Raw genomic sequence first — 18310 nt, 5'->3', positions numbered from 1 at the left:
ACCTAAACGGGTTCGCCGTTGATCGCGTAGTCTTCCGGCTCGCCCTTGGGCACCTCGGTGCCGTCCGACATGGTGCGATCTTCCAGCTCTCCATCCGGATCCACGATGGCAATATCGAAGCCAGACTCGCGAATTCGGCGCAGCCCTTCTTTCAGCATGCGCCGGCCCATGCGGTTCGTGCCCGTAATATGCGATAGCTCGAGCACCACCGTGCCCTCGCCAAAATCCGACTCCATCAACTCGTACAAGATGGTCTCGGCCGCGTTGAAGTTGATTAGGCCCTGCAGGTAGATCACGGTCAGCTCCGCATCCTGCTCCACCTTGCGCACTGGGTTCACGCCATAGCGCTCGTCTGTAGACATCAGGTGCAGGCCCATGTCCTTCGACAGCAGCTTGAACGCATCCACCCCGCGCACCGAGTTGCCTTCTTTGTTCAGTCGCGGCGAGAATGTCGCCACGCCCAACTGGCCCGGCAGCGTGCCCAGCAGGCCACCCGACACGCCCGACTTCGCCGGGATGCCCACCTCGGCCATCCACCGGCCGGCGCCGTCATACATGCCGGCCGAGCTCATCACCGATAGCGTCAACCGGCACACATCCGCGTCCAAAATCTTGTCGCCCGTCACCGGCTGCACGCCACCGTTCGCCAGCGTTGCTGACATCACGGCCAAGTCCCGCACCGTCACTACAATCGAGCACTGCTCAATATACGTTGACACCGCGTCGTGGGCCTCGTCCTGGATGATGTCGTAGTTGCGCAGCATGTGCGCCAGCGAGAGGTTGCGTTCGCTGACATCGAGCTCGGAGGAGCGCATGGCGTCGTCGATAAGCAAATCACGCCCCGCCAGCCGCGAGAAATAGGTGCGCAGACGCTCCACGCGCGCGGCAGGCTCCGAATCCACGCCATTAATCAGCTGCGTGACCGCAATCGCGCCCGCATTAATCATGGGGTTGACCGGCCGGTGATCATCGCGGTTGAGCGAAAGCTCGTTGAAAGCCTCGCCCGAAGGCTCCATACCCACAATCTCACGCACCGCAGATAATCCCAGCTCCTGCAACGCCAGCGCATAAACAAAAGGCTTGGACAAGGATTGCAGGGTAAATTCCACCTCATCATCGCCCGCAGAGTAGACGTGGCCGGTGGTGGTGCACATCGCGGCGCCGAGATACTCGGGCTCTGCCTTGGCCAGCTCCGGAATATAATCCGCCACGGCACCGTCGCGATTATCGCGCACCTTGGTGAGGATTTCCTGCAAATAAAAAGGGATTGGTGTCTTCATCCCAACCCAGCCTACGAAAAAAGTCCCCGCGGTGTGCGGGGACTTCACAATTAGTGGCGCTCGGACAGCAGGCGCTGCAGCTCCTTCAGGTCGCTCTTGCGGCGGCGAGAGCGGAAGACCGAGAAAGCAATCAGTCCAACCACAGCGGCGCCGACGCCGCCCAAGGCCATCTGCACGTTGCGGTCCTGCAGCTTATCGGTAGCCGCGGTCTTAGCCTCGTTGGCAAAGTTCTGCGGCTTGCTGCGCTGTGCCAGCTCGTCCAGGGTGCCGGCCAGCTGGCGGCGGGTGCGCTCGATATCGCGCTGAATGTCTTCAATATTGCGTGCCACGAAGTTCTCCTCTTAACTTAGGTTCGCTCTTAACGGGGTCATTCTACCCCGCCGGCCCAAAAGCGTGCAGCCCGGGCGGTAAGTAAGGTGGAAACTATGACTGAAAACCGTTTGAACGTTGGAGATACCGCCCCTGCCTTTGCGCTTGCCGACGACGCCGGAAACACCGTTTCCCTCGCCGATTACGCAGGCCAGCGCGTACTGGTCTACTTCTACCCCCGCGCCAATACCCCGGGCTGCACCAAGGAAGCCTGCGATTTCCGCGATTCCCTGGAACAGCTCAATGATCTCAATATCGCCGTCGTGGGTATCTCGCCCGATAAGCCAGAGGCGCTTGCAAAGTTCCGCGCGGACCACGAGCTGAACTTCCCGCTGCTCTCGGACCCAGATAAGTCCGTCATGACCGCCTACGGCGCGTTTGGTGAGAAAAAGAACTACGGCAAGGTGGTCCAAGGCGTTATCCGCTCCACCTTCTTGGTCGAGCCGGATGGCACCATTGGCCAAACACACTACAACGTCAAGGCCACCGGCCACGTCGCACGCGTGATGAAGGGTCTTAACTAGCGCCGGGGCACCCGTCGGTGCGTTGTACCTCGCCTGCGCGCTCACTCGGCTCGACACCGCCGCGGATGCCGAGCGCATTGACCTGGCCGGCTTCCTTATCCACAGCGTCGTCGCGCAGCTCAATTGCGCAACTGCGAGCGATTCGGACGACTTTGATGCCGCGGTCATAGGGATTAAGCGCATGCTCGTTTCGTATCTATTTGCCATTGCGGCCCACTGGGGCAGTTGACACTTAAACAAGTTATCCACAGCTGCGGATGCCTTCGCCTCGGCTCGCCCGCCGGCTCTGCTTAAAGTTGCAGCTATGAGCGCACTGCAGGCCTATGCCACCCATATTGCCTCGGCGATGGATATCCTCGCCGAGGCTCACGGCATGCCTGAGCGCGCCCTCCTCGAGCTTGGTTTGCCGGACGTGGAAGCGCGCGAACTGCGCGCCATGGCCGAAGTCTATTTCGGCACGACCGGCTTTAGCCGCAAACAACGCCACGCGGCCACGGCCGCCCGCCACCACGATCTCGTAACGCTTAAGCTCATTGAAAAGTACGTCTCTCGGGTGCGCAATAAACGTGATGCCTGGAACTTGCGCGTGGAATTATGCCGCCTGCGCGGGCCAGCCTCCGAAATCGCGCGCCGCGCCAAGCAGCGCCTCCGCGAACTCCGCCCGCGCCGCATGCCACCCCGCGAAGGCGTCCAACTCCTTCGCCGGCCGCACGGCCCGTGGACGATGCGGATTACTGCACCGTCGGCCTTCCTCGCGGAGTTCGACGCCGCGCTCGACCCCGACCGCCCTCTCGATTCCCTCCGCGACCTCCTTCGCGGCACCGGCGCGCCTTCCGCGCGCACCACCACCAACGTCATCATCCCGCTCAACGCGCTGGACCGCATTGTGGACGGCGACGGTGAAGAAGTCACCCTGCGCCTAACGAATGGCGCGACCATTACCGGCGCCGAGCTGGTCGAGCGCACCTTCACCGAGCACGGCCTCGCGACCCTCATCCATCCCGTCAAGGGTCCAGTCAACCTGTATCGCACGTCGCGTTACGCCACCGAGAAACAGCGGCAAATGGCCGCAGCCGAAAATCCCACCTGCCCGTGGCCGCCGTGCAACCACCCGGCAGACAAGGCCCAGATCCATCACCTCAAGGCGTGGAAACACGGCGGGTTGACCAACATGGAGAACCTGACGGTGTGCTGCCCCTACCACAACGGGGTCAACCAAGATGATCCCAATGCCCCGCCGCTGCGCGGGCGCCTTGCCCGGGTCAATGGCAAGGTCCGCTGGGTTCGTTAGCGCTGCCTCTGCGAGGTAGCGCTACTCGGCGTGTCATCGGCCATAAGAACGTCGTGAACCAGGTCGCGCGCGGCGCTCAACGCATCACGGCCAGAGTCAGGATGGCCGTCGGTAGCGAAGACCTGACACTCGTGATCGGGGATCACCTCCGCGCGGCGGGTTATGCCACGCTGCGCGGTATAGGCATCAAAGAGGTTATCGATGCTCAGGGCTAGTCCTCGCTTTTCAGTTGCTCGCGCAGCTGCTGGAAGTACTCGCGGGCAGCCTGGGGCTGCGCGGTGGAGTGCTGGCCCTGCTGCGCCTGCGGCTCTGCCTGCTGGTTCTCGGAGCGTTGCTGCTCAGCGCGCTGGGAAGCGGCGATGGCTTCGCGCTTAGCGCGTTCGGCCTGACGCTTAGATTCGCGCTCGATTTCTTCGGCGCGGGATGGCTTCTTAGGCTGCGGGCGACGGCACTGGGACGGCTCCTCGGCGGAGTCGAGGGCACGGTTGGCCATGAGCACATCGCGCATACCGCTGAAAAGATCGCCCATCCCCTGCGGGTTGGAGGGCATGTAGAGAACGGACGCCTGGCCGTTGTGAGAGACGTCGACCATAGCGTCGAGGTACTGGGAGACCAGCATGAGGGCTTCGGGGGATTCTTCCACGCCGGCGTCGCGAAGCATCTCGTACTGCTGGGCAATGCCCTCGACGATTTCCTTACGCTGGTCAGCGACGCCGCGGCCCTGCAGCTTCTTCGCCTCGGCTGCACCCTCGGCCTCCTTGACCACACGGATCTTCTCGGCTTCCGCCTGAGCGACGGCCGCCTCGCGCTCGCGCTGCGCTGCGTTAATGGAGTTCATGGACTCACGCACCCGGGAATCAGGGCGAATATCGGTGACCAAGGTATTGACGAAGTTCCAGCCATATTCGGCCATGTTGTCGCGCAGGGAGGCCGCAACATTGCGGGCGATGGTGTCCTTGGAAGAGAAGGAATCATCCAGGTTCATATTCGCCACGGAAGAGCGAACATTGTCCTGCACGTAGGCCACAATCTGCTGCTCGTGATTGGAGAGCATGTAGTACGCCTCGCGCTCGCGACCCTGGACTACCTCGTACTGCACGGCGACAGGGATTTGGACGAAGACATTGTCCTTCGTCTTGGTCTCCACCATCACGTCCAGCTGGCGCACCTGCAGCGAAATCTTATCGCGTACACGGTCCACCCACGGCATTTTAAAGTGCAGGCCAGCATGCGCCACCTTTTGGAATTTACCCAATCGCTCCAGAATGGCAGCTTCGCGAGTGCGAACGATGAAATAACCATCGAAGAGCGTTCCCAAGATAATCAGCAGGATAAGGACAATTACTATGGTGGCAATCATTAAGTCTCCCTAAATGTCGTGGTGATCACTAATATTTTCGCATAGGAAATGGCGAAACGCTAGTGATCGTCGATAAGCGAAAAGAGCTTCCCCAAGATGGTCGCACCATCCTCGCGAATGCCATTGTGCTGGAACTCATTGTTAATCCACGGCCGCAGGTCTCCCAGATGCGCGGCCGTAGCCAAGGACTCCTCGAGAGGGACGAAAATATCATCGACGTAGATGGCCGCGGCCGTGGTGGGCACCTCGCCCAACGCATAGGGCGGGGAGAATTCGTGGCGGGCGAGGCCATGGGCGGCGTCGGCAAACGCGTGCAAGGCCGGGTCCTCGTCGAACTGCCAGGGGAAAATGTGCTCGCCGGTCAGCCAGGTGCCGACCTCAGCAAACTCCGGAAATTCCTCGCGCACGCGGTGCGCCGCCCAGTGCGTAGCGGCCTGGCCACCGGCGCCGCCGTAAATCGACTCATGGATTGCGGCGTACAACGGAGCATCCGCAAAGCTCACGCGCTGGCCGACGTCCGCCAGGAAATCACCCCGCAACCGCTTCTCCCCCGCCACGGTGCGGAAGGGCTCTTCCAGCAGATAGGCCAGCGAATCAAAGCCGGTGCCCCGGCCGAGCTCAATGCCGATAGTGCGAAAGCGCAGCGCGGACAGGCGCTCACCGGTAGGAAGCCGCTCATCCGAATTGTCGAGGTGGGAAATGATCTCCTCGATACGACCCTGTGCCCACGGGAATTCGCGGTAGAAGCGCTGTTGGCGGACCTTGAGCTTGCTGAAAGTAGCGCGGTAGAGCTCATCCGCGCCCTTCAGCGTGGGGATACCGCCGGTGAAGAAGGCATGCTCGACGCGCTCGGGTGCCTGGGATAGGTAGGCGGTAATGCAAAAGCCGCCGAAGGATTGGCCGAACAGCGACCATTTCTCGAGTCCGAGGTGCTCGCGCAGGCGCTCGGCATCACGGACGATATTGTCCTGGCGCAGCAACGCCAGGTGCGTAGCGGTGCGCTCTGCGGCCGGGCTAAGCGCATCAATGCGGTGCGAGCGGCCGGTGCCGCGCTGATCCATGAAGATAACGCGGTAGCGCTCGAGCGCCTTGCCAATCAGCCCCGTAGGCGCCAGCGGCCGGGGCGCTGGGAAACCGGGACCGCCCTGCAGGTATAGCAATGCGGGCAGGTCCTCGCCGCCGGGAGGGATTATTTCGCGGGCGTAAAGCCCAAAAGTCCCGTGGGGATTGGAATAATCCCACGGGACTTCTAGGTGGTGCTCTTTAATTGTGTGGCCGAAGCGGCGATAGGAGGTCATGTCCTCCCAGGCTAGTGGACTTCCAGACCCTTCGAGCGGAAGACGTCGCGGATTTTCTCCACATCCTCCGGCTTCGGTGGCTTCGTGTCAGCTAGCTGGTAGTTCATACCCAAGTTATCCCACTTGTCCTTGCCCATATTGTGGAAAGGCAGGACCTCAACGCGCTCAACGTTGGATTTCCAACGCGCCACGATGTTGGCCACATTTTCCACGTTCTCTGGCGAGTCCGTGAGGTCTGGCACCACCACGAAGCGGATCCACACCGCCTTGCCCATCTTGTTTAGCCTGTCGCCGAAGTCCAGCGTGGGCTGGAGTTCGCGCTGAGTGACCTTGCGATAGGTTTCCTCGTCGCCCGACTTGACGTCGAGAAGCACGAGGTCGATATTGTCCAGGTCCTCGTCACGCAGACGCGCACCGAGATAGCCGGCAGTATCGATGGTGGTGTGGATGCCCGCATCGTGAACTTCCTTCAGCACGCGGCGCGTGAAAGAAAGTTGGAAGAGGGGTTCACCACCGGAGATGGTGAGACCGCCACCGGAAGCGTTGAAGATTGGCTTATAACGCTTAATGCGCTTGACCACATCCTCGACCCGCTCCAGCGTGCCGGTCTTCATCTCCCAGGTGTCTGGGTTATGGCAGTACTGGCAGCGCAGTGGGCAGCCGGACATGAACATCGTCATGCGGGTACCCGGGCCATCGACGGCGGTCACGAGCTCCCAAGAGTGCACGAGGGCAATATCGCCGGTACGGCGCGCCTCCATGAGTTCGGGGCGGGTAATGTCATCGAATTGAGCGTCGTCTCCCAGGCCCGCGGCCGCGCCGCGGACTCGCTCTCCCTCTTCAGGAGAGAGGGTAACGACACCAGTAACGCCATCAGCCATGATTAGGAACCCTGGTGGAAGGTGCGGGAGATAACGTCGAGCTGCTGCTCCTTGGTCAGCTTGACAAAGTTGACAGCGTAGCCAGAGACGCGAACGGTGAGGTTCGGGTACTTCTCTGGGTGCTCAACGGCGTCCTCGAGGGTGGACTTGTCCAGCACGTTGATGTTTGCGTGGTACAGACCAGAGTTCATCTGGTGTGCATCGCGGTTTGCCTTCATTGCTGACATGCGGTCTTCGAAAGTTGGGGTTGCCATGATTTTCTCCTTTTCGGGATGGTTGAGGGTTGGTGGTTTTTACTTCTCCATGATGAAGCCGGCATCCAGAACGCCCACCAAGTTATTGATGCGCTCTTCTGGGGTGCGGCCCAATCCGGAAGGAGTAATGGTGTTGGTCAGCGAGATGCCGTCCAAGGCGTCCTTGTAATCCAGCTTGCCGACGGACAGCATGGAAGCAACCATGCCGTGACTGTCAGCACCGTTTTCAGGGTTAGCGCCTGGGGAGAACGGCGTGCCGGCCTTGTGGCCCGACGGGAAGGCGCCTGTTGCCTTGCCGTAGACCACGTTCGAGGTAATGGTCAGCACGGACTGGGTTGGGATGGCATTGCGGTACATCGGGATGGCCTTAATCTTTTCCATCACGGTGTGGACAATGGTAGCGGCGATATCATCGGCGCGGTCGTCATCGTTGCCGTAGAACGGGAACTCACCTTCGGTGATGTAGTCCGTAATCAGGCCGGTCTCGTCGCGTACCGGGGTGACCTTAGCGTACTTGATAGCAGCCAGGGAGTCGGCGACGATGGACAGGCCGGCGATGCCGCAGCCCATGGAGCGGACGATATTGGAATCGTGCAGCGCCATCTCGACTGCCTCATAGGCGTACTTGTCGTGGGAGTAGTGGATGATGTTGAGGGCCTCAACGTAGGTGCCAACAACCCAGTCCAGCATCTCCTCGTACTTCTGCCAGACCTCGTCGAAGTCCAGCGGGCCGTCGCCCTTGATGGGCTCGTAGCCTTCGACAACCTGCTTGCCGGATACCTCATCGCGGCCACCGTTGATGGCGTAGAGCAGAGCCTTTGCGGCGTTCACACGAGCGCCGAAGAACTGCATCTGCTTGCCAACTTCCATCGGGGAGACACAGCAAGCAATTGCGGCGTCATCGCCCCACTGCTCACGAATCTGGCGGTCAGACTCGTACTGGATGGAGGAGGTCTCAATAGAGATGTGGGCACAGAATTCCTTGTAGCCCTCTGGCAGCTTCGGATCCCAGAAGATGGTGATGTTTGGCTCAGGTGATGGGCCAAGGTTGACCAAGGTCTGCAGCAGACGGAAGGAGGTCTTGGTGACCATGTGGCGGCCGTCGTTGCCAAAGCCAGCGTCAGACCAGGTTGCCCAGTATGGGTCGCCGGAGAAGATCTGGTCGTAGTCGATGGTGCGCAGGAAGCGAACGATACGCAGCTTGAGAACCAGGGAGTCAATGATCTCCTGGGCGTCTTCCTCGGTGATGATGCCAGCGGCGAGGTCGCGCTCGAAGTAGCAATCGAAGAAGGCGGACAGGCGGCCGATGGACATTGCGGCGCCATCCTGGGACTTAATGGAAGCCAGGTAGCCGAAGTAGGTCCACTGCACTGCCTCGTGAGCGGTCTTGGCCGGCTGGGAGATGTCGAAGCCGTAGGACTCAGCCATCTTCTTGAGCTTCTTCAGGGCCTTGATCTGCTCGGAGTGCTCCTCGCGGAAGCGTGCCCAGTGCTCAGAGAAGCCAGCATCGGCGACGGAATCGCGGGAAGCCTGCTTTTCCTCGATCAGGTAATCCACACCATAAAGTGCAACACGGCGGTAGTCGCCGATGATGCGGCCACGGCCGTAAGCATCCGGCAGGCCGGTAATGATGTGTGATGAACGAGCAGCGCGGATGCGCGGGGTGTAGATATCGAAGACCGCATCGTTGTGGGTCTTGCGGTAACGGGTGAAGATCTTCTCCACCTCAGGATCTACTTCCTTGCCCGCTTCGGCGATAGCCTGCTTGACCATGCGCCAGCCACCGAACGGCATCATGGCGCGCTTCAGCGGGGTATCAGTCTGCAGACCGACGATAACGTCGTCGTCCTCTGAGATGTAGCCGGCCGGGAAGGCGTCGATATCGGTCGGGGTGTGGGTGTCAACGTCGTAAACGCGCTGCTCGCGCTCGACGGACAGGTACTTCTTTTCCAGAGTGTCCCAGACGCGCTTGGTCTTCTCGGTCGGGCCTGCCAGGAAGCTGGAGTCACCGTCGTACGGCGTGTAGTTGCGCTGGATGAAGTCGCGGACGTTAATGCCCTCGGTCCATGGACCGGACTCAAATCCCTTCCAAGCTTCAAACTGTTGAGGCTGCGTTGCGGTAGTCATAATTCCCTTCTCTCGGGCGAATTGCTATCAGGGGATAAATGCCGCTTTCTTCGAGCCACAGCACCAAGCCCCTCTGGCCTCAATTGTTGACCAATTCCCTGGTAATAACAAGTCTCGCAAACGTTTGAAAGCTAAGTAATAAACCGGTCGTGTTGTTTCGCAGGTGAGTGATTTTATGCAGTACGCACGTACGTCTTCCATCGGGGGTGAAATAGCCCCGAACGTGTTCCGCATCACCACTAAATTTTGGCCGCTACCTGCGCGAACCTCTACTGTTAATCCCGTTCAGCTTCGCTTCCGCACAAAGGAGGACTTCGTGGCTTCCCAGCCCAAGCATCCAGTAGATATCGTCCCACCCGCGCCCAAACTAGCCGCCTTGGGTTTACAGCATGTGCTGGCGTTTTATGCCGGCGCAGTCATCGTCCCGCTGCTCATTGCCGGCTCGCTCAATCTGGATGCGGAAACCACCATCCACCTCATTAATGCGGACCTGTTGACCTGTGGCATTGCGACGATCATTCAGTCCATGGGCGTCGGCAAGCGCATTGGCGTGCGCCTGCCCATCGTGCAGGGCGTGACTACTACGGCCGTCTCCCCGATTATTGCCATTGGCCTGGGCGCGACCGACGGCGCGGGTGGGGTGGCCTCGCTGCCAACCATTTATGGCGCCATTATTGTCGCCGGCCTTTTTACCTTCTTCGCGGCGCCGGTCTTTGGCAAGGTGCTGCGTTTCTTCCCGCCGGTGGTCACCGGTTCGGTCCTACTGGTCATGGGTACGTCGCTGTTGGGGGTGTCGGCCAATGACTTTGTCAATTACGCCGAGGGCGTGCCGGCCACCCGCGACTTACTCTATGGCTTTGGCACGCTCGCGGTCATCATCTTGGTGCAGCGTTTTTCCTCCGGCTTCCTGGGCACCCTGGCCGTGCTCATCGGCCTAGTCCTGGGCACTGGCGTGGCGCTCGTGCTTGGCGACGCCTCCTTTGACGAGGTCTCCTCCGCCCCCGCCCTCGGCATTACTACCCCGTTCTACTTCGGTATGCCGAAGTTTGACCTGGTGGCTATCTTCTCGCTCATCATCGTCATGATCATCACCATGGTGGAGACCACCGGTGACGTCTTTGCTACCGGCGAGATCGTAAAAAAGCGCATCCGCCGCGATGATGTCGTGCGTGCCATTCGCGCCGATGGCCTGTCCACCCTGGTGGGTGGCGTGATGAACTCCTTCCCCTATACCTGCTTTGCCCAAAACGTTGGCCTGGTACGCCTGACCAGCGTGAAGTCGCGCTGGGTGGCCGTTGCCGCCGCCGGGTTCATGATGGTGCTGGGCATTTTGCCCAAGGCCGGCGCGGTCGTAGCCTCCATCCCCTCCCCCGTTCTCGGCGGCGCCTCCCTGGCGCTTTTTGCCAACGTGGCGTGGGTGGGCCTACAGACCATCGCCAAGGCCGATCTTTCCGATGGCCGCAACTCCGTCATCGTCACCTCCGCGCTGGGGCTGGCCATGCTGGTGACCTTCAAGCCGGATATCGCCACCGCCTTCCCGGAGTGGGCGCAAACCTTCGTCTCTTCTGGCATGTCCATCGGCGCGATTACCGCCATTGTGCTCAACCTTTTGTTCTTCCACACAGGAGGCAAGCAGGGAACGCAAGTGTCTCGGGCCGTCGGCAAGAGCGTGAGCCTGCAGCAGATCAACGGCGCTTCCCGCGAAGAATTCGTCTCCGCGCTGCGCCCGCTGTTTAATAACGAGACCTGGCCGCTGGAGCTGGCGTGGGAGTCGCGGCCCTTCGGCGATGTTAATGAGCTGCGCGCGGCCATTCAGGTGGCCGTGCTGACCGCGGATGATTCCCGCCGCGCCGCGCTCATACACGATTATCCGGCCATGGATGAGCTGCTGCTTGCCGACGCCGACGAGGCCGCCACCATCTCCGCCGACCGCGGCTCCCTGGGCCTAACCGACCTGGATGATGTGCAGACCGAGCGCATCACCGAGCTTTCCGCCGCCTACCGCGAGCGCTTTGGCATGCCCTTTGTGGCCTATTTGGATACCAATGACACCGTCGACCGCGTCATTGATGCCGGCGTGCGCCGCCTAGCCAACTCCCCCGAGCAGGAGAACCGCACCGCACTGGGCGAAATCGTAGAAATTGCCAACGACCGCTTCGATATCCTGCTGGCCGATGCCAACCCGGTCCGCTCCTCGTGGGACCGCAAGTTCACCGAGGTGGACTAGTTAGCGAAAGGAAAAGTCCACTTCGGCCTCTGGGTCCACGCCGGAAATGATGCCGGTGTAGAACTGCTTGGCCTGGGATTGGAGGACATCGCGATTATCCGCGATGTCCTCTTTCTTTTTGTCCTCGGTGAGGATTTTGGTGATGGTTTCCGCCTTATCGATATCCGGGGTAATCCAGCTCAACGCGCCGTTGTCTTCCACCGCGGTTTCGAAATTCTCATCCGAGTGCCCGATGAATATGAACTCGGGGATCTCCACGCGGAAGTGGTGCGGGGATTCTTCTTCCACTCGCACCTGCGAACCTTCGATGCCGAGCTTGGCACGGTAGGAGTACTTGATGTACTGGGTGCGCTCGCTGCCCGGGACCTGCCAATTCCACAGCTTGCTGGTAGCGGATTCCTCCGATAGGCCCTCGATACCCAGCGAGACGAGCACCACCTGCTCTTCGCGTTCCACGGCCTTGATGACCTTGGTATTACTCGATTCGGTCTCCACCTCCACCGGCTCCCGCACCTGCCAAATGAACACCGCGGCGGCAGCCACGGTGGCAATGAGAATGACGGCGACAAGGGTGGAAAGCAGCTTTTTCATGATGACCATCTTAGGGCGACTATGCGGGCGGTGATATGCGAAAGCGCCGCCGGCTTCGAGAGCCAGCGGCGCCGATAGTGCGCCCGGTGAGACTTGAACTCACACGTCATAAGACACTAGAACCTAAATCTAGCGCGTCTGCCAATTCCGCCACGGGCGCGGGGGACTTGCCATAGTGTACACGGCACGCCGTCAATCCAGAAACCAGGGGTGTTCTGTTTTCCGGCCGCTGGTGGGTAGGGTGGAACGCGTGAGCACTCAAGAGGAAAAGAAGAACAAGCGCGTGCAGGTGCGGTGGTGGCACATCCTCCTCATCGCGTTTTTCGTCGTGCTCTTCCTATTCCTGGCCTATTGGCAATGGACGCGCTTCCGCTCCGGCTCGGGCACCTTCCAAAACTTGGGCTATGCCTTCCAGTGGCCACTGTTCGCCGTGTTCGTGGTCTATGCCTATCGCACCACGCTGCGCTATGAAAACGAGCGCCTCGCGGCCGAGGAAGAAGCCCGCGACATGGATAGCACCACCACTGAGGCCCCGGCTGAGTCTCCCGCACAGCCGCAGGCGAACACCAAAATCGATGAGGATTTCCTGCCCCAGCGGCCTCAAATAGATGTGGACACGTTCAACGCCATGAATACCCCGCGCCGCCGGCGCGGCGAGAATGAAGAAAGCTGATTATGACCAACAAAGTTCACCCCGCCCGCCAGGCCCGCATCCGCGGACCTTTGAAGTTTTTCTCCATCGCGGCCACCGTGACCGGTATCTTCCTGATTATCCTGGTCATCCGCATGGTCTGCCAGTACCTCATCGGCATGGAGATCCCAGAGTGGGCCACCTATATCGCGATCGTGCACGGCATCGCGTACATGACCTACCTGCTGTCCATCCTTATCCTCGGCCCGCGCGCGCTGTGGCCGGTGGGCAAGCTCTTTACCACCGCCCTTGCCGGCGTGGTGCCCTTCCTGTCCTTCTGGATGGAGCACAAGCGCCGCAAGGAAATCGAGGAGGAGTTCCAGCTTTAGGAACTGCGAACCAGCTCCGCGATGGCGGGGACTAGTTGACTTAGAGCGCGGCCGCGATGCGAGACCGCGTTCTTTTCTTCTGGGGCCATCTCCGCGGCCGACCGGGGCTCGCCTTCTGGCTGAAAGAGCGGGTCATAGCCAAAGCCGTTGTCCCCGCGCGGCTCGCGCAGGAAGCGGCCTTCCCAGCGGCCCTCGGCCACGTGCTCGGCGCCATCGGGAGTCACGAGCGCGCAGACGGAGACAAAGGCGGCGGCGCGGCGCTCATCGGGGACATCGGCCATCTGTGCCAAGACCAGGTCATTATTGGCCTGGTCATTGCCGTGCTGGCCGGACCAGCGGGCGGAGAGCACGCCGGGCATGCCGTTGAGCTCTTCGATGGCCAAGCCGGAATCATCCGCGACAGTGGCAAAGCCGGTCGCGGCCGCGCCGGCGCGGGCCTTGATGAGCGCGTTATCGGCAAAGGTGCGGCCGTCCTCCACCGGCTCTGGGTAGGGCTCCACAGCGGATAGCGGGCGCAACTCGACGCCCTCGATGCCGGCATCGGCCAGGATGCGCTCGAGCTCCGCGAGCTTCTTCGGATTATTGGACGCGACGAGAATTACCACCCCAGCGCCGCCTTCTGTGCGGCGATGAGCTCGCGGCAGCCCTTCTGCGCTACGTCAAGCATCTCATTGAGCTCCTCGCGGCCAAAGAGGCCGTGCTCGCCGGTGCCCTGGATTTCCACGAAGTCGCCGGATTCTTGCATCACCACGTTGAGGTCGACCTCGGCGCGGGAGTCTTCCTCATAAGGCAGGTCGAGGCAGATTTCGCCATCAATGATGCCGACCGAAACCGCGGCGATGGGATCGAGCAGCGGCTCGCCGGGGACGACGCCCTCGGCCTTGAGGTGTGCGATGGCGTCGGCAAGCGCAACATAGGCGCCGGTGATAGACGCAGTGCGGGTGCCGCCATCGGCCTGCAGGACGTCGCAGTCAAGCTGGATGGTGTTCTCGCCCAGCTCCTCCAAGTCCACCGCAGCGCGCAGGGAGCGGCCGACGAGGCGGGAAATCTCATGGGTGCGGCCCTTGACCTTGCCCTTCATGGATTCGCGGGGCATGCGGTCATGGGTGGCGGAAGGCAACATGGCGTACTCGGCGGTAAGCCAGCCTTCGCCCGAATCACGCTTGAAGCGCGGCACGCCATATTCTACGGATGCGGTGCACATGACGCGGGTATTGCCAAACTCCACCAGCACCGAGCCGGCCGGGTTGGTGGTGAAATTGCGGGTAATGCGGACGCTGCGCATCTGGTCCAGCGCGCGCCCATCGGCACGAGTAAATTCAGTCATGCCGTCCAGCGTATCTTAGAACTCCATCCCCGCGGCGCCGAGGACAATCTCGCCATCGAATTCGGAGCGGGCGGCCTCCAAAGTAGCTTGCGCATCGCCCCACGGCTGAATGTGGATAAGCACGAGCTTGCCCACACCCGCCTCGCGTGCCGCCCTACCGGCTTCCGCGCCCGACATGTGCATGTCCGGCGCCTTGCCCTCCGAGGTCTCGCCCCAGGCCGCCTCGCAGAGGAAGATATCGGCACCACGGGCGGCTTCGACAAGCGCGGGCGTATACGAAGAGTCACCGGAATAGGTAATAGTCTGGCCCGTCTTCGTGTGCTCCACGCGCAAGGCGTAGGCCTCTACCGGGTGGTTTACCGGGAAGGGGGTGATATAGACGTCATCCACGAGCTGGCGCTCGCCCGGCTCCCAGGCGCTAAAGGCGAAGGTATCGGACATGTCATCGATGCCATCGACCTCATCCGAGGACAGGCGGCCCAGGTGCGTGGGCGTAGCCTTCGGTCCGAAGCACATATTGCGCGAGGCCGCCGGCGCGGTGGGATGGAAGCGGCGCCACACCATCAGGGAGGGAAAATCCAGGCAGTGATCAGCATGCAGATGGCTAAAGGCCACGTGCGCATCACAAGGATCCTGCTGCTGTTCCAGCTGCGCCAAGGTGCCAGGGCCCATGTCGAGGACAATGGACGGCGCATTATCGAAGGACAGCAAGTAGCCGGAGGCGGGATTCTGGGCGGTGGGGACGCTACCGGAGCAGCCTAGGATGATCAGCTTCATGGGCTCAATAGTTCCATGAATTCGCCCCGCATGCGTACTCAACGTGCAAACGGGGGAGAAATTGCACTTCTTTATGCAATCTGGGGGCCGAGAAAGCGCGCGGCAAGGCGGGCAAAGGCCTCTGGGTCGCCGGTGGATTCAAAAGTGTGGACCGGCTGATTCTCTGCGGGGGCCAACATATCCGTTTCCGTGAGGATCCGCATCACATCCTTGGTGGTTTCCTCCGAGGAGGTCACCAGCGAGACATTATCGCCCATCGCCAGCTGGATAATGCCGGTCAGCAGCGGATAGTGCGTGCAGCCCAACACCAGCGTGTCTACCCCTTGTGCCTGCAGCGGGGCCAGGTAGCCCTCGGCGACGCCGAGAATCTGGCGGCCGGCGGTAATGCCCCGCTCGACAAAGGGAACAAAGTCCGGGCAAGCGGTGGCAAAGGCCTGCACCTTGGGGTTGAGTGCGAATAAGTCTTGGTAGGCACCGGATTTGATGGTGCCTTCGGTGCCGATGACGCCGATTTTTCCGTTGCGCGTGGTGGACATGGCGCGGCGCACCGCGGGCCGGATGACCTCCACGATGGGGATATCGTAGCGCTCGCGCGCATCGTGCAAGAAGGCGGCGGTGGCGGTATTGCAGGCAATGACCAGCATTTTGCAGCCGCGCTCCACCAGCCGATCGGCCACGTCTTGGGAAAAGGCGCGGACTTCAGAGATGGGCCGCGGACCGTAGGGGCTATGGGCGGTATCGCCGGTATAGATGACGGATTCGTGCGGCAGCTGTTCCATCACCGCGCGGGCTACGGTGAGCCCGCCCACGCCGGAATCAAAGATGCCGATGGGAGAGGTCGCAGTTGGCATTAGCGCTTCACTGCCTTAACCGGGTCGTCCGAGGTAATAGTCATGCCGGCGAGGATTCCGCCGATGGCGCCGAAGAGGTGGCCCTGCCAGCTCACGCCCTCGTAGACGGGCAACACGCCCCACACCAAGCCGGAGTACGCGAAGCCGAGCACGATGCCCAAGATGGTCTGGATGAGCGAACGGTTAAAAATTCCGCGCACAATCAGGTACGCCAGCCAGCCATAGACCAAGCTGGAAGCACCGATATGCGAGGTACCGGGGCCGCCGATAAACCAGGTTCCAAGGCCCGCAACCAGCGTGGTGATCAGCGTGACCTCCCACCAGGCCTTGCGGCCGGAAAGGCCGATAAGGAAGCAGAAGATGGCGCCGGGCACCGAGTTGGACATCAAGTGCTCAAAGTTCGCGTGCAGCAGCGGGGCGGTGACAATGCCCCAGATGCCATTGAAATCCAGCGGGCGAATGCCGTAATTAGAAAGCTGGCCACCAAAGAGGAAGGCGTTGATGATGTGGACCGCCCACTCCACCACCAGGAAACCAAAGGCTATAGAAAAGCCGGTGGTGATGCGGCCACTGCGGGTGTAGTTCTTGGAGTCGCCGCGATTGACCTGGCCCGCGGGCGCCGGCCGGTAGTTAGATGTTCCACCTGAAGTCATAATGCGCCTTATCTTAGTCCAGCAGATCGCGGTACGCGCTCAAGCCTAGGCCGGGGTCGGCGGCGGTGACCGCGTTGACGATGGCTTCTTCCACGGCATCGGCGGCCGCGGCGCACAGCTGGGTCACCACCTGCGTGCTCAGTTCGGCTGGGCGCTTGGCGGTGGACAGGGCAAAAATCGTGTCCCCATCCAGCGGCGAATGCGCAGGACGTACAGCGCGGGCGATGCCGTCGTGGGCGGTCATGGCCAAGCGCTGGGCTTGGGCGGTGGTAACGGGGGCGTCGGTAAGCACGGCGCCGATGGTGGTATTGAGCTTGGACTCCGCAGGGTGCAGCAAGGCGCGGTAGGCGGCAGCATTGACCGGGGTGCGCCCCGGCGCGCCGTACAGGCGGCCGGACTGCGGCTCAATGACCTCGCCCACGGGGTTGGCAACCATCGCGGCGCTGACCTCGTAGTCACCCACCCGGCGCGTGGCCAGCCCGAAGCCGCCTCGTAGTTTGCCAGCAGTAGCTCCTACCCCGGCCCCCACCGAACCCATGGATTCGTCGCTGCCCGTGAGCGCGGCCCGCAGCGCGGCTGCGCCTTCTTCCGGTCCGGGACGGGAAGGCCCGACCAGCAGGTCAAAAATAACGGCGCCGGGAACGATGGGCACGCGCGGCCCGGGCTTATCCTCGCCAAAGACGGGAAAGCCAATCCCCCGCTCTGCCAGCTCATTCATCACGCCGTCGGCAGCGGCTAAGCCAAAGGCGGAGCCGCCTGCTAGCACCACGGCGTGGACGCGCTCGACCGTATTATGCGGCTGTAAAAGATCCGTTTCGCGGGTGCCTGGGCCGCCGCCGCGCACATCGACGCTGCCGAGCGCTCCGCCGGGCCCGCAGTAGAGCACTGTGACTCCGGTATCGGTGCCGCTATAGTGCCCGATGCTCATGCCATCCAGCATTAGTCCATCAGCACCTGCAGCAGCGAATCCTGGCAAAAAGCCAGCCACTCCACGAGGCTATCGCGGTCAGACATCAGGTTGTTATCGGCCACATCGCCCGCCGCGACAAAGAGGCGGAGGTCGTTGAGGCCGGCGACGAAGGCCTGGGCCTCTTGCTCGTTGATGGTGACCTCTACCCCACCGGTGGGTCCGAGGGCAGAGCCAATCACCTGCAGGTTTTCCAGCTTTGCGCGCGCAATGTCGTTTTCATGCAGGGAACGCAGCAGCGATGCATCGCCTTCATATTCCTCATCGCCGGGCATTTCAAAGTCCGGGAAGAGACGGGCCAGCGAGGGATCGTCCGGGGCCTCGGTGTGGCCGGTGGGCATGTCCAGCATTTCCGCCAGCTCGTCCTTAGGCGCGGACTGGGCGCGCTTAATAATCGCCTCGGAGACAGTGGCGGTGAGATCGCCTAGTACTTCGCGCTCCATTGGCTCGAATACGGCCGTGATCTTCGGCGCGCGCATGAGGGACTTCTTTTTCTTCCACGGTTGCATCTAT

Annotated in this window: 19 protein-coding genes, 1 tRNA gene and 1 pseudogene; 6 read left to right on the top strand and 15 right to left on the bottom strand. The window is 61.5% G+C overall.

Annotated elements, in window-relative coordinates; all coding sequences use genetic code 11:
• Positions 1-2 precede the first annotated feature (2 nt).
• Positions 3-1280, bottom strand: a complete 1278-nt coding sequence (locus tag MHK09_RS01285) for a glutaminase (RefSeq protein ID WP_086588449.1) — start codon at positions 1278-1280, stop codon at positions 3-5.
• Between the two features lie 50 nt (positions 1281-1330).
• Positions 1331-1609, bottom strand: coding sequence for a DUF3618 domain-containing protein (locus MHK09_RS01280; protein WP_005323988.1), 279 nt, complete (start codon positions 1607-1609; stop codon positions 1331-1333).
• Between the two features lie 96 nt (positions 1610-1705).
• On the opposite strand from MHK09_RS01280, the gene bcp reads away from it, so the two are divergent.
• The 3 genes from bcp to MHK09_RS01265 all read left to right on the top strand — a co-directional run bounded on the left by bcp (position 1706) and on the right by MHK09_RS01265 (position 3464).
• Complete coding sequence (gene bcp / locus MHK09_RS01275; protein WP_150851338.1) at positions 1706-2173, top strand: thioredoxin-dependent thiol peroxidase; 468 nt, start codon at positions 1706-1708, stop codon at positions 2171-2173.
• Positions 2174-2195: 22 nt separating this feature from the next.
• On the top strand, positions 2196-2402 hold the full coding sequence (locus tag MHK09_RS01270) for a hypothetical protein (RefSeq protein WP_150851339.1): 207 nt from the start codon (positions 2196-2198) through the stop codon (positions 2400-2402).
• A gap of 75 nt (positions 2403-2477) precedes the next feature.
• Entirely contained in the window at positions 2478-3464 is a 987-nt protein-coding gene (locus tag MHK09_RS01265) for an HNH endonuclease signature motif containing protein (RefSeq protein ID WP_150851340.1), read from the top strand.
• A 211-nt stretch (positions 3465-3675) separates the two neighbouring features.
• On the opposite strand, the gene MHK09_RS01260 is transcribed toward MHK09_RS01265, so the two are convergent.
• The 4 genes and pseudogenes from MHK09_RS01260 to pflB form a co-directional block, all read right to left on the bottom strand.
• Positions 3676-4824: an SPFH domain-containing protein gene (locus MHK09_RS01260; RefSeq protein ID WP_250412433.1), complete on the bottom strand. Its 1149-nt coding sequence runs from the start codon at positions 4822-4824 to the stop codon at positions 3676-3678.
• A 59-nt stretch (positions 4825-4883) separates the two neighbouring features.
• Positions 4884-6122, bottom strand: a complete 1239-nt coding sequence (locus MHK09_RS01255) for an alpha/beta fold hydrolase (protein WP_250412431.1) — start codon at positions 6120-6122, stop codon at positions 4884-4886.
• Positions 6123-6133: 11 nt separating this feature from the next.
• A complete protein-coding gene (gene pflA / locus MHK09_RS01250) occupies positions 6134-7003 on the bottom strand; it encodes a pyruvate formate-lyase-activating protein (protein ID WP_005327293.1) in 870 nt (289 codons plus the stop codon).
• Between the two features lie 2 nt (positions 7004-7005).
• Positions 7006-9384 (bottom strand): annotated as a pseudogene (pflB, locus tag MHK09_RS01245) (formate C-acetyltransferase).
• 316 nt (positions 9385-9700) lie between these two features.
• Here pflB and MHK09_RS01240 point away from each other — a divergent pair.
• Positions 9701-11611, top strand: a complete 1911-nt coding sequence (locus tag MHK09_RS01240) for a solute carrier family 23 protein (protein WP_005327297.1) — start codon at positions 9701-9703, stop codon at positions 11609-11611.
• Here the strand turns inward: MHK09_RS01240 and MHK09_RS01235 are convergent, their stop codons facing one another.
• Together MHK09_RS01235 and MHK09_RS01230 are read right to left on the bottom strand one after the other, a co-directional pair.
• Positions 11612-12202: a hypothetical protein gene (locus MHK09_RS01235; protein WP_250412430.1), complete on the bottom strand. Its 591-nt coding sequence runs from the start codon at positions 12200-12202 to the stop codon at positions 11612-11614.
• A gap of 78 nt (positions 12203-12280) precedes the next feature.
• A tRNA-Leu gene (locus tag MHK09_RS01230) sits at positions 12281-12362 on the bottom strand.
• A gap of 90 nt (positions 12363-12452) precedes the next feature.
• On the opposite strand from MHK09_RS01230, the gene MHK09_RS01225 reads away from it, so the two are divergent.
• Positions 12453-12875 (top strand): hypothetical protein, encoded by a 423-nt coding sequence (locus tag MHK09_RS01225; RefSeq protein WP_250412429.1) that lies wholly within the window; start codon positions 12453-12455, stop codon positions 12873-12875.
• A 2-nt stretch (positions 12876-12877) separates the two neighbouring features.
• Positions 12878-13222 (top strand): DUF3817 domain-containing protein, encoded by a 345-nt coding sequence (locus tag MHK09_RS01220; RefSeq protein ID WP_049377274.1) that lies wholly within the window; start codon positions 12878-12880, stop codon positions 13220-13222.
• Here MHK09_RS01220 and rdgB read toward each other — a convergent pair.
• The 7 genes from rdgB to MHK09_RS01185 form a co-directional block, all read right to left on the bottom strand.
• Positions 13219-13827 carry an RdgB/HAM1 family non-canonical purine NTP pyrophosphatase gene (gene rdgB / locus MHK09_RS01215; RefSeq protein WP_250412428.1) on the bottom strand — a complete coding sequence of 203 codons (609 nt, stop codon included), beginning with the start codon at positions 13825-13827 and terminating at the stop codon, positions 13219-13221. The genes MHK09_RS01220 and rdgB overlap by 4 nt on opposite strands.
• Complete coding sequence (rph, locus tag MHK09_RS01210) at positions 13821-14549, bottom strand: ribonuclease PH (RefSeq protein ID WP_005323955.1); 729 nt, start codon at positions 14547-14549, stop codon at positions 13821-13823. The genes rdgB and rph overlap by 7 nt, the downstream gene beginning before the upstream one ends.
• Positions 14550-14564: 15 nt before the next feature.
• Entirely contained in the window at positions 14565-15326 is a 762-nt protein-coding gene (locus tag MHK09_RS01205) for an MBL fold metallo-hydrolase (RefSeq protein ID WP_250412426.1), read from the bottom strand.
• A gap of 71 nt (positions 15327-15397) precedes the next feature.
• Positions 15398-16177: a glutamate racemase gene (murI, locus tag MHK09_RS01200; RefSeq protein ID WP_250412424.1), complete on the bottom strand. Its 780-nt coding sequence runs from the start codon at positions 16175-16177 to the stop codon at positions 15398-15400.
• Positions 16177-16830, bottom strand: a complete 654-nt coding sequence (locus tag MHK09_RS01195; RefSeq protein ID WP_250412422.1) for a rhomboid family intramembrane serine protease — start codon at positions 16828-16830, stop codon at positions 16177-16179. Before MHK09_RS01195 ends, murI begins: the two co-directional genes overlap by 1 nt.
• A gap of 13 nt (positions 16831-16843) precedes the next feature.
• Positions 16844-17770: a P1 family peptidase gene (locus tag MHK09_RS01190; protein ID WP_250412537.1), complete on the bottom strand. Its 927-nt coding sequence runs from the start codon at positions 17768-17770 to the stop codon at positions 16844-16846.
• Entirely contained in the window at positions 17770-18306 is a 537-nt protein-coding gene (locus MHK09_RS01185; protein ID WP_005327313.1) for a DUF2017 domain-containing protein, read from the bottom strand. The genes MHK09_RS01190 and MHK09_RS01185 overlap by 1 nt, the downstream gene beginning before the upstream one ends.
• Positions 18307-18310 lie beyond the last annotated feature (4 nt).

The organism is Corynebacterium tuberculostearicum (genome assembly GCF_022347235.1).
GTDB classification, from domain to species: domain Bacteria; phylum Actinomycetota; class Actinomycetes; order Mycobacteriales; family Mycobacteriaceae; genus Corynebacterium; species Corynebacterium tuberculostearicum_F.
This window is presented reverse-complemented; position numbering and strand designations above follow the sequence as displayed.

What these genes read in the sequence shown, in the direction of transcription:
- pflA (WP_005327293.1), bottom strand. Translation starts at nt 7,003, where the DNA reads ATGGCTGATGGCGTTACTGGTGTCGTTACCCTCTCTCCTGAAGAGGGA.
- bcp (WP_150851338.1), top strand. Translation starts at nt 1,706, where the DNA reads ATGACTGAAAACCGTTTGAACGTTGGAGATACCGCCCCTGCCTTTGCG.
- MHK09_RS01195 (WP_250412422.1), bottom strand. Translation starts at nt 16,830, where the DNA reads ATGACTTCAGGTGGAACATCTAACTACCGGCCGGCGCCCGCGGGCCAG.
- MHK09_RS01205 (WP_250412426.1), bottom strand. Translation starts at nt 15,326, where the DNA reads ATGAAGCTGATCATCCTAGGCTGCTCCGGTAGCGTCCCCACCGCCCAG.
- MHK09_RS01235 (WP_250412430.1), bottom strand. Translation starts at nt 12,202, where the DNA reads ATGAAAAAGCTGCTTTCCACCCTTGTCGCCGTCATTCTCATTGCCACC.
- murI (WP_250412424.1), bottom strand. Translation starts at nt 16,177, where the DNA reads ATGCCAACTGCGACCTCTCCCATCGGCATCTTTGATTCCGGCGTGGGC.
- rph (WP_005323955.1), bottom strand. Translation starts at nt 14,549, where the DNA reads ATGACTGAATTTACTCGTGCCGATGGGCGCGCGCTGGACCAGATGCGC.
- MHK09_RS01265 (WP_150851340.1), top strand. Translation starts at nt 2,478, where the DNA reads ATGAGCGCACTGCAGGCCTATGCCACCCATATTGCCTCGGCGATGGAT.
- MHK09_RS01185 (WP_005327313.1), bottom strand. Translation starts at nt 18,306, where the DNA reads ATGCAACCGTGGAAGAAAAAGAAGTCCCTCATGCGCGCGCCGAAGATC.
- MHK09_RS01220 (WP_049377274.1), top strand. Translation starts at nt 12,878, where the DNA reads ATGACCAACAAAGTTCACCCCGCCCGCCAGGCCCGCATCCGCGGACCT.
- MHK09_RS01190 (WP_250412537.1), bottom strand. Translation starts at nt 17,770, where the DNA reads ATGCTGGATGGCATGAGCATCGGGCACTATAGCGGCACCGATACCGGA.
- MHK09_RS01285 (WP_086588449.1), bottom strand. Translation starts at nt 1,280, where the DNA reads ATGAAGACACCAATCCCTTTTTATTTGCAGGAAATCCTCACCAAGGTG.
- MHK09_RS01255 (WP_250412431.1), bottom strand. Translation starts at nt 6,122, where the DNA reads ATGACCTCCTATCGCCGCTTCGGCCACACAATTAAAGAGCACCACCTA.
- MHK09_RS01260 (WP_250412433.1), bottom strand. Translation starts at nt 4,824, where the DNA reads ATGATTGCCACCATAGTAATTGTCCTTATCCTGCTGATTATCTTGGGA.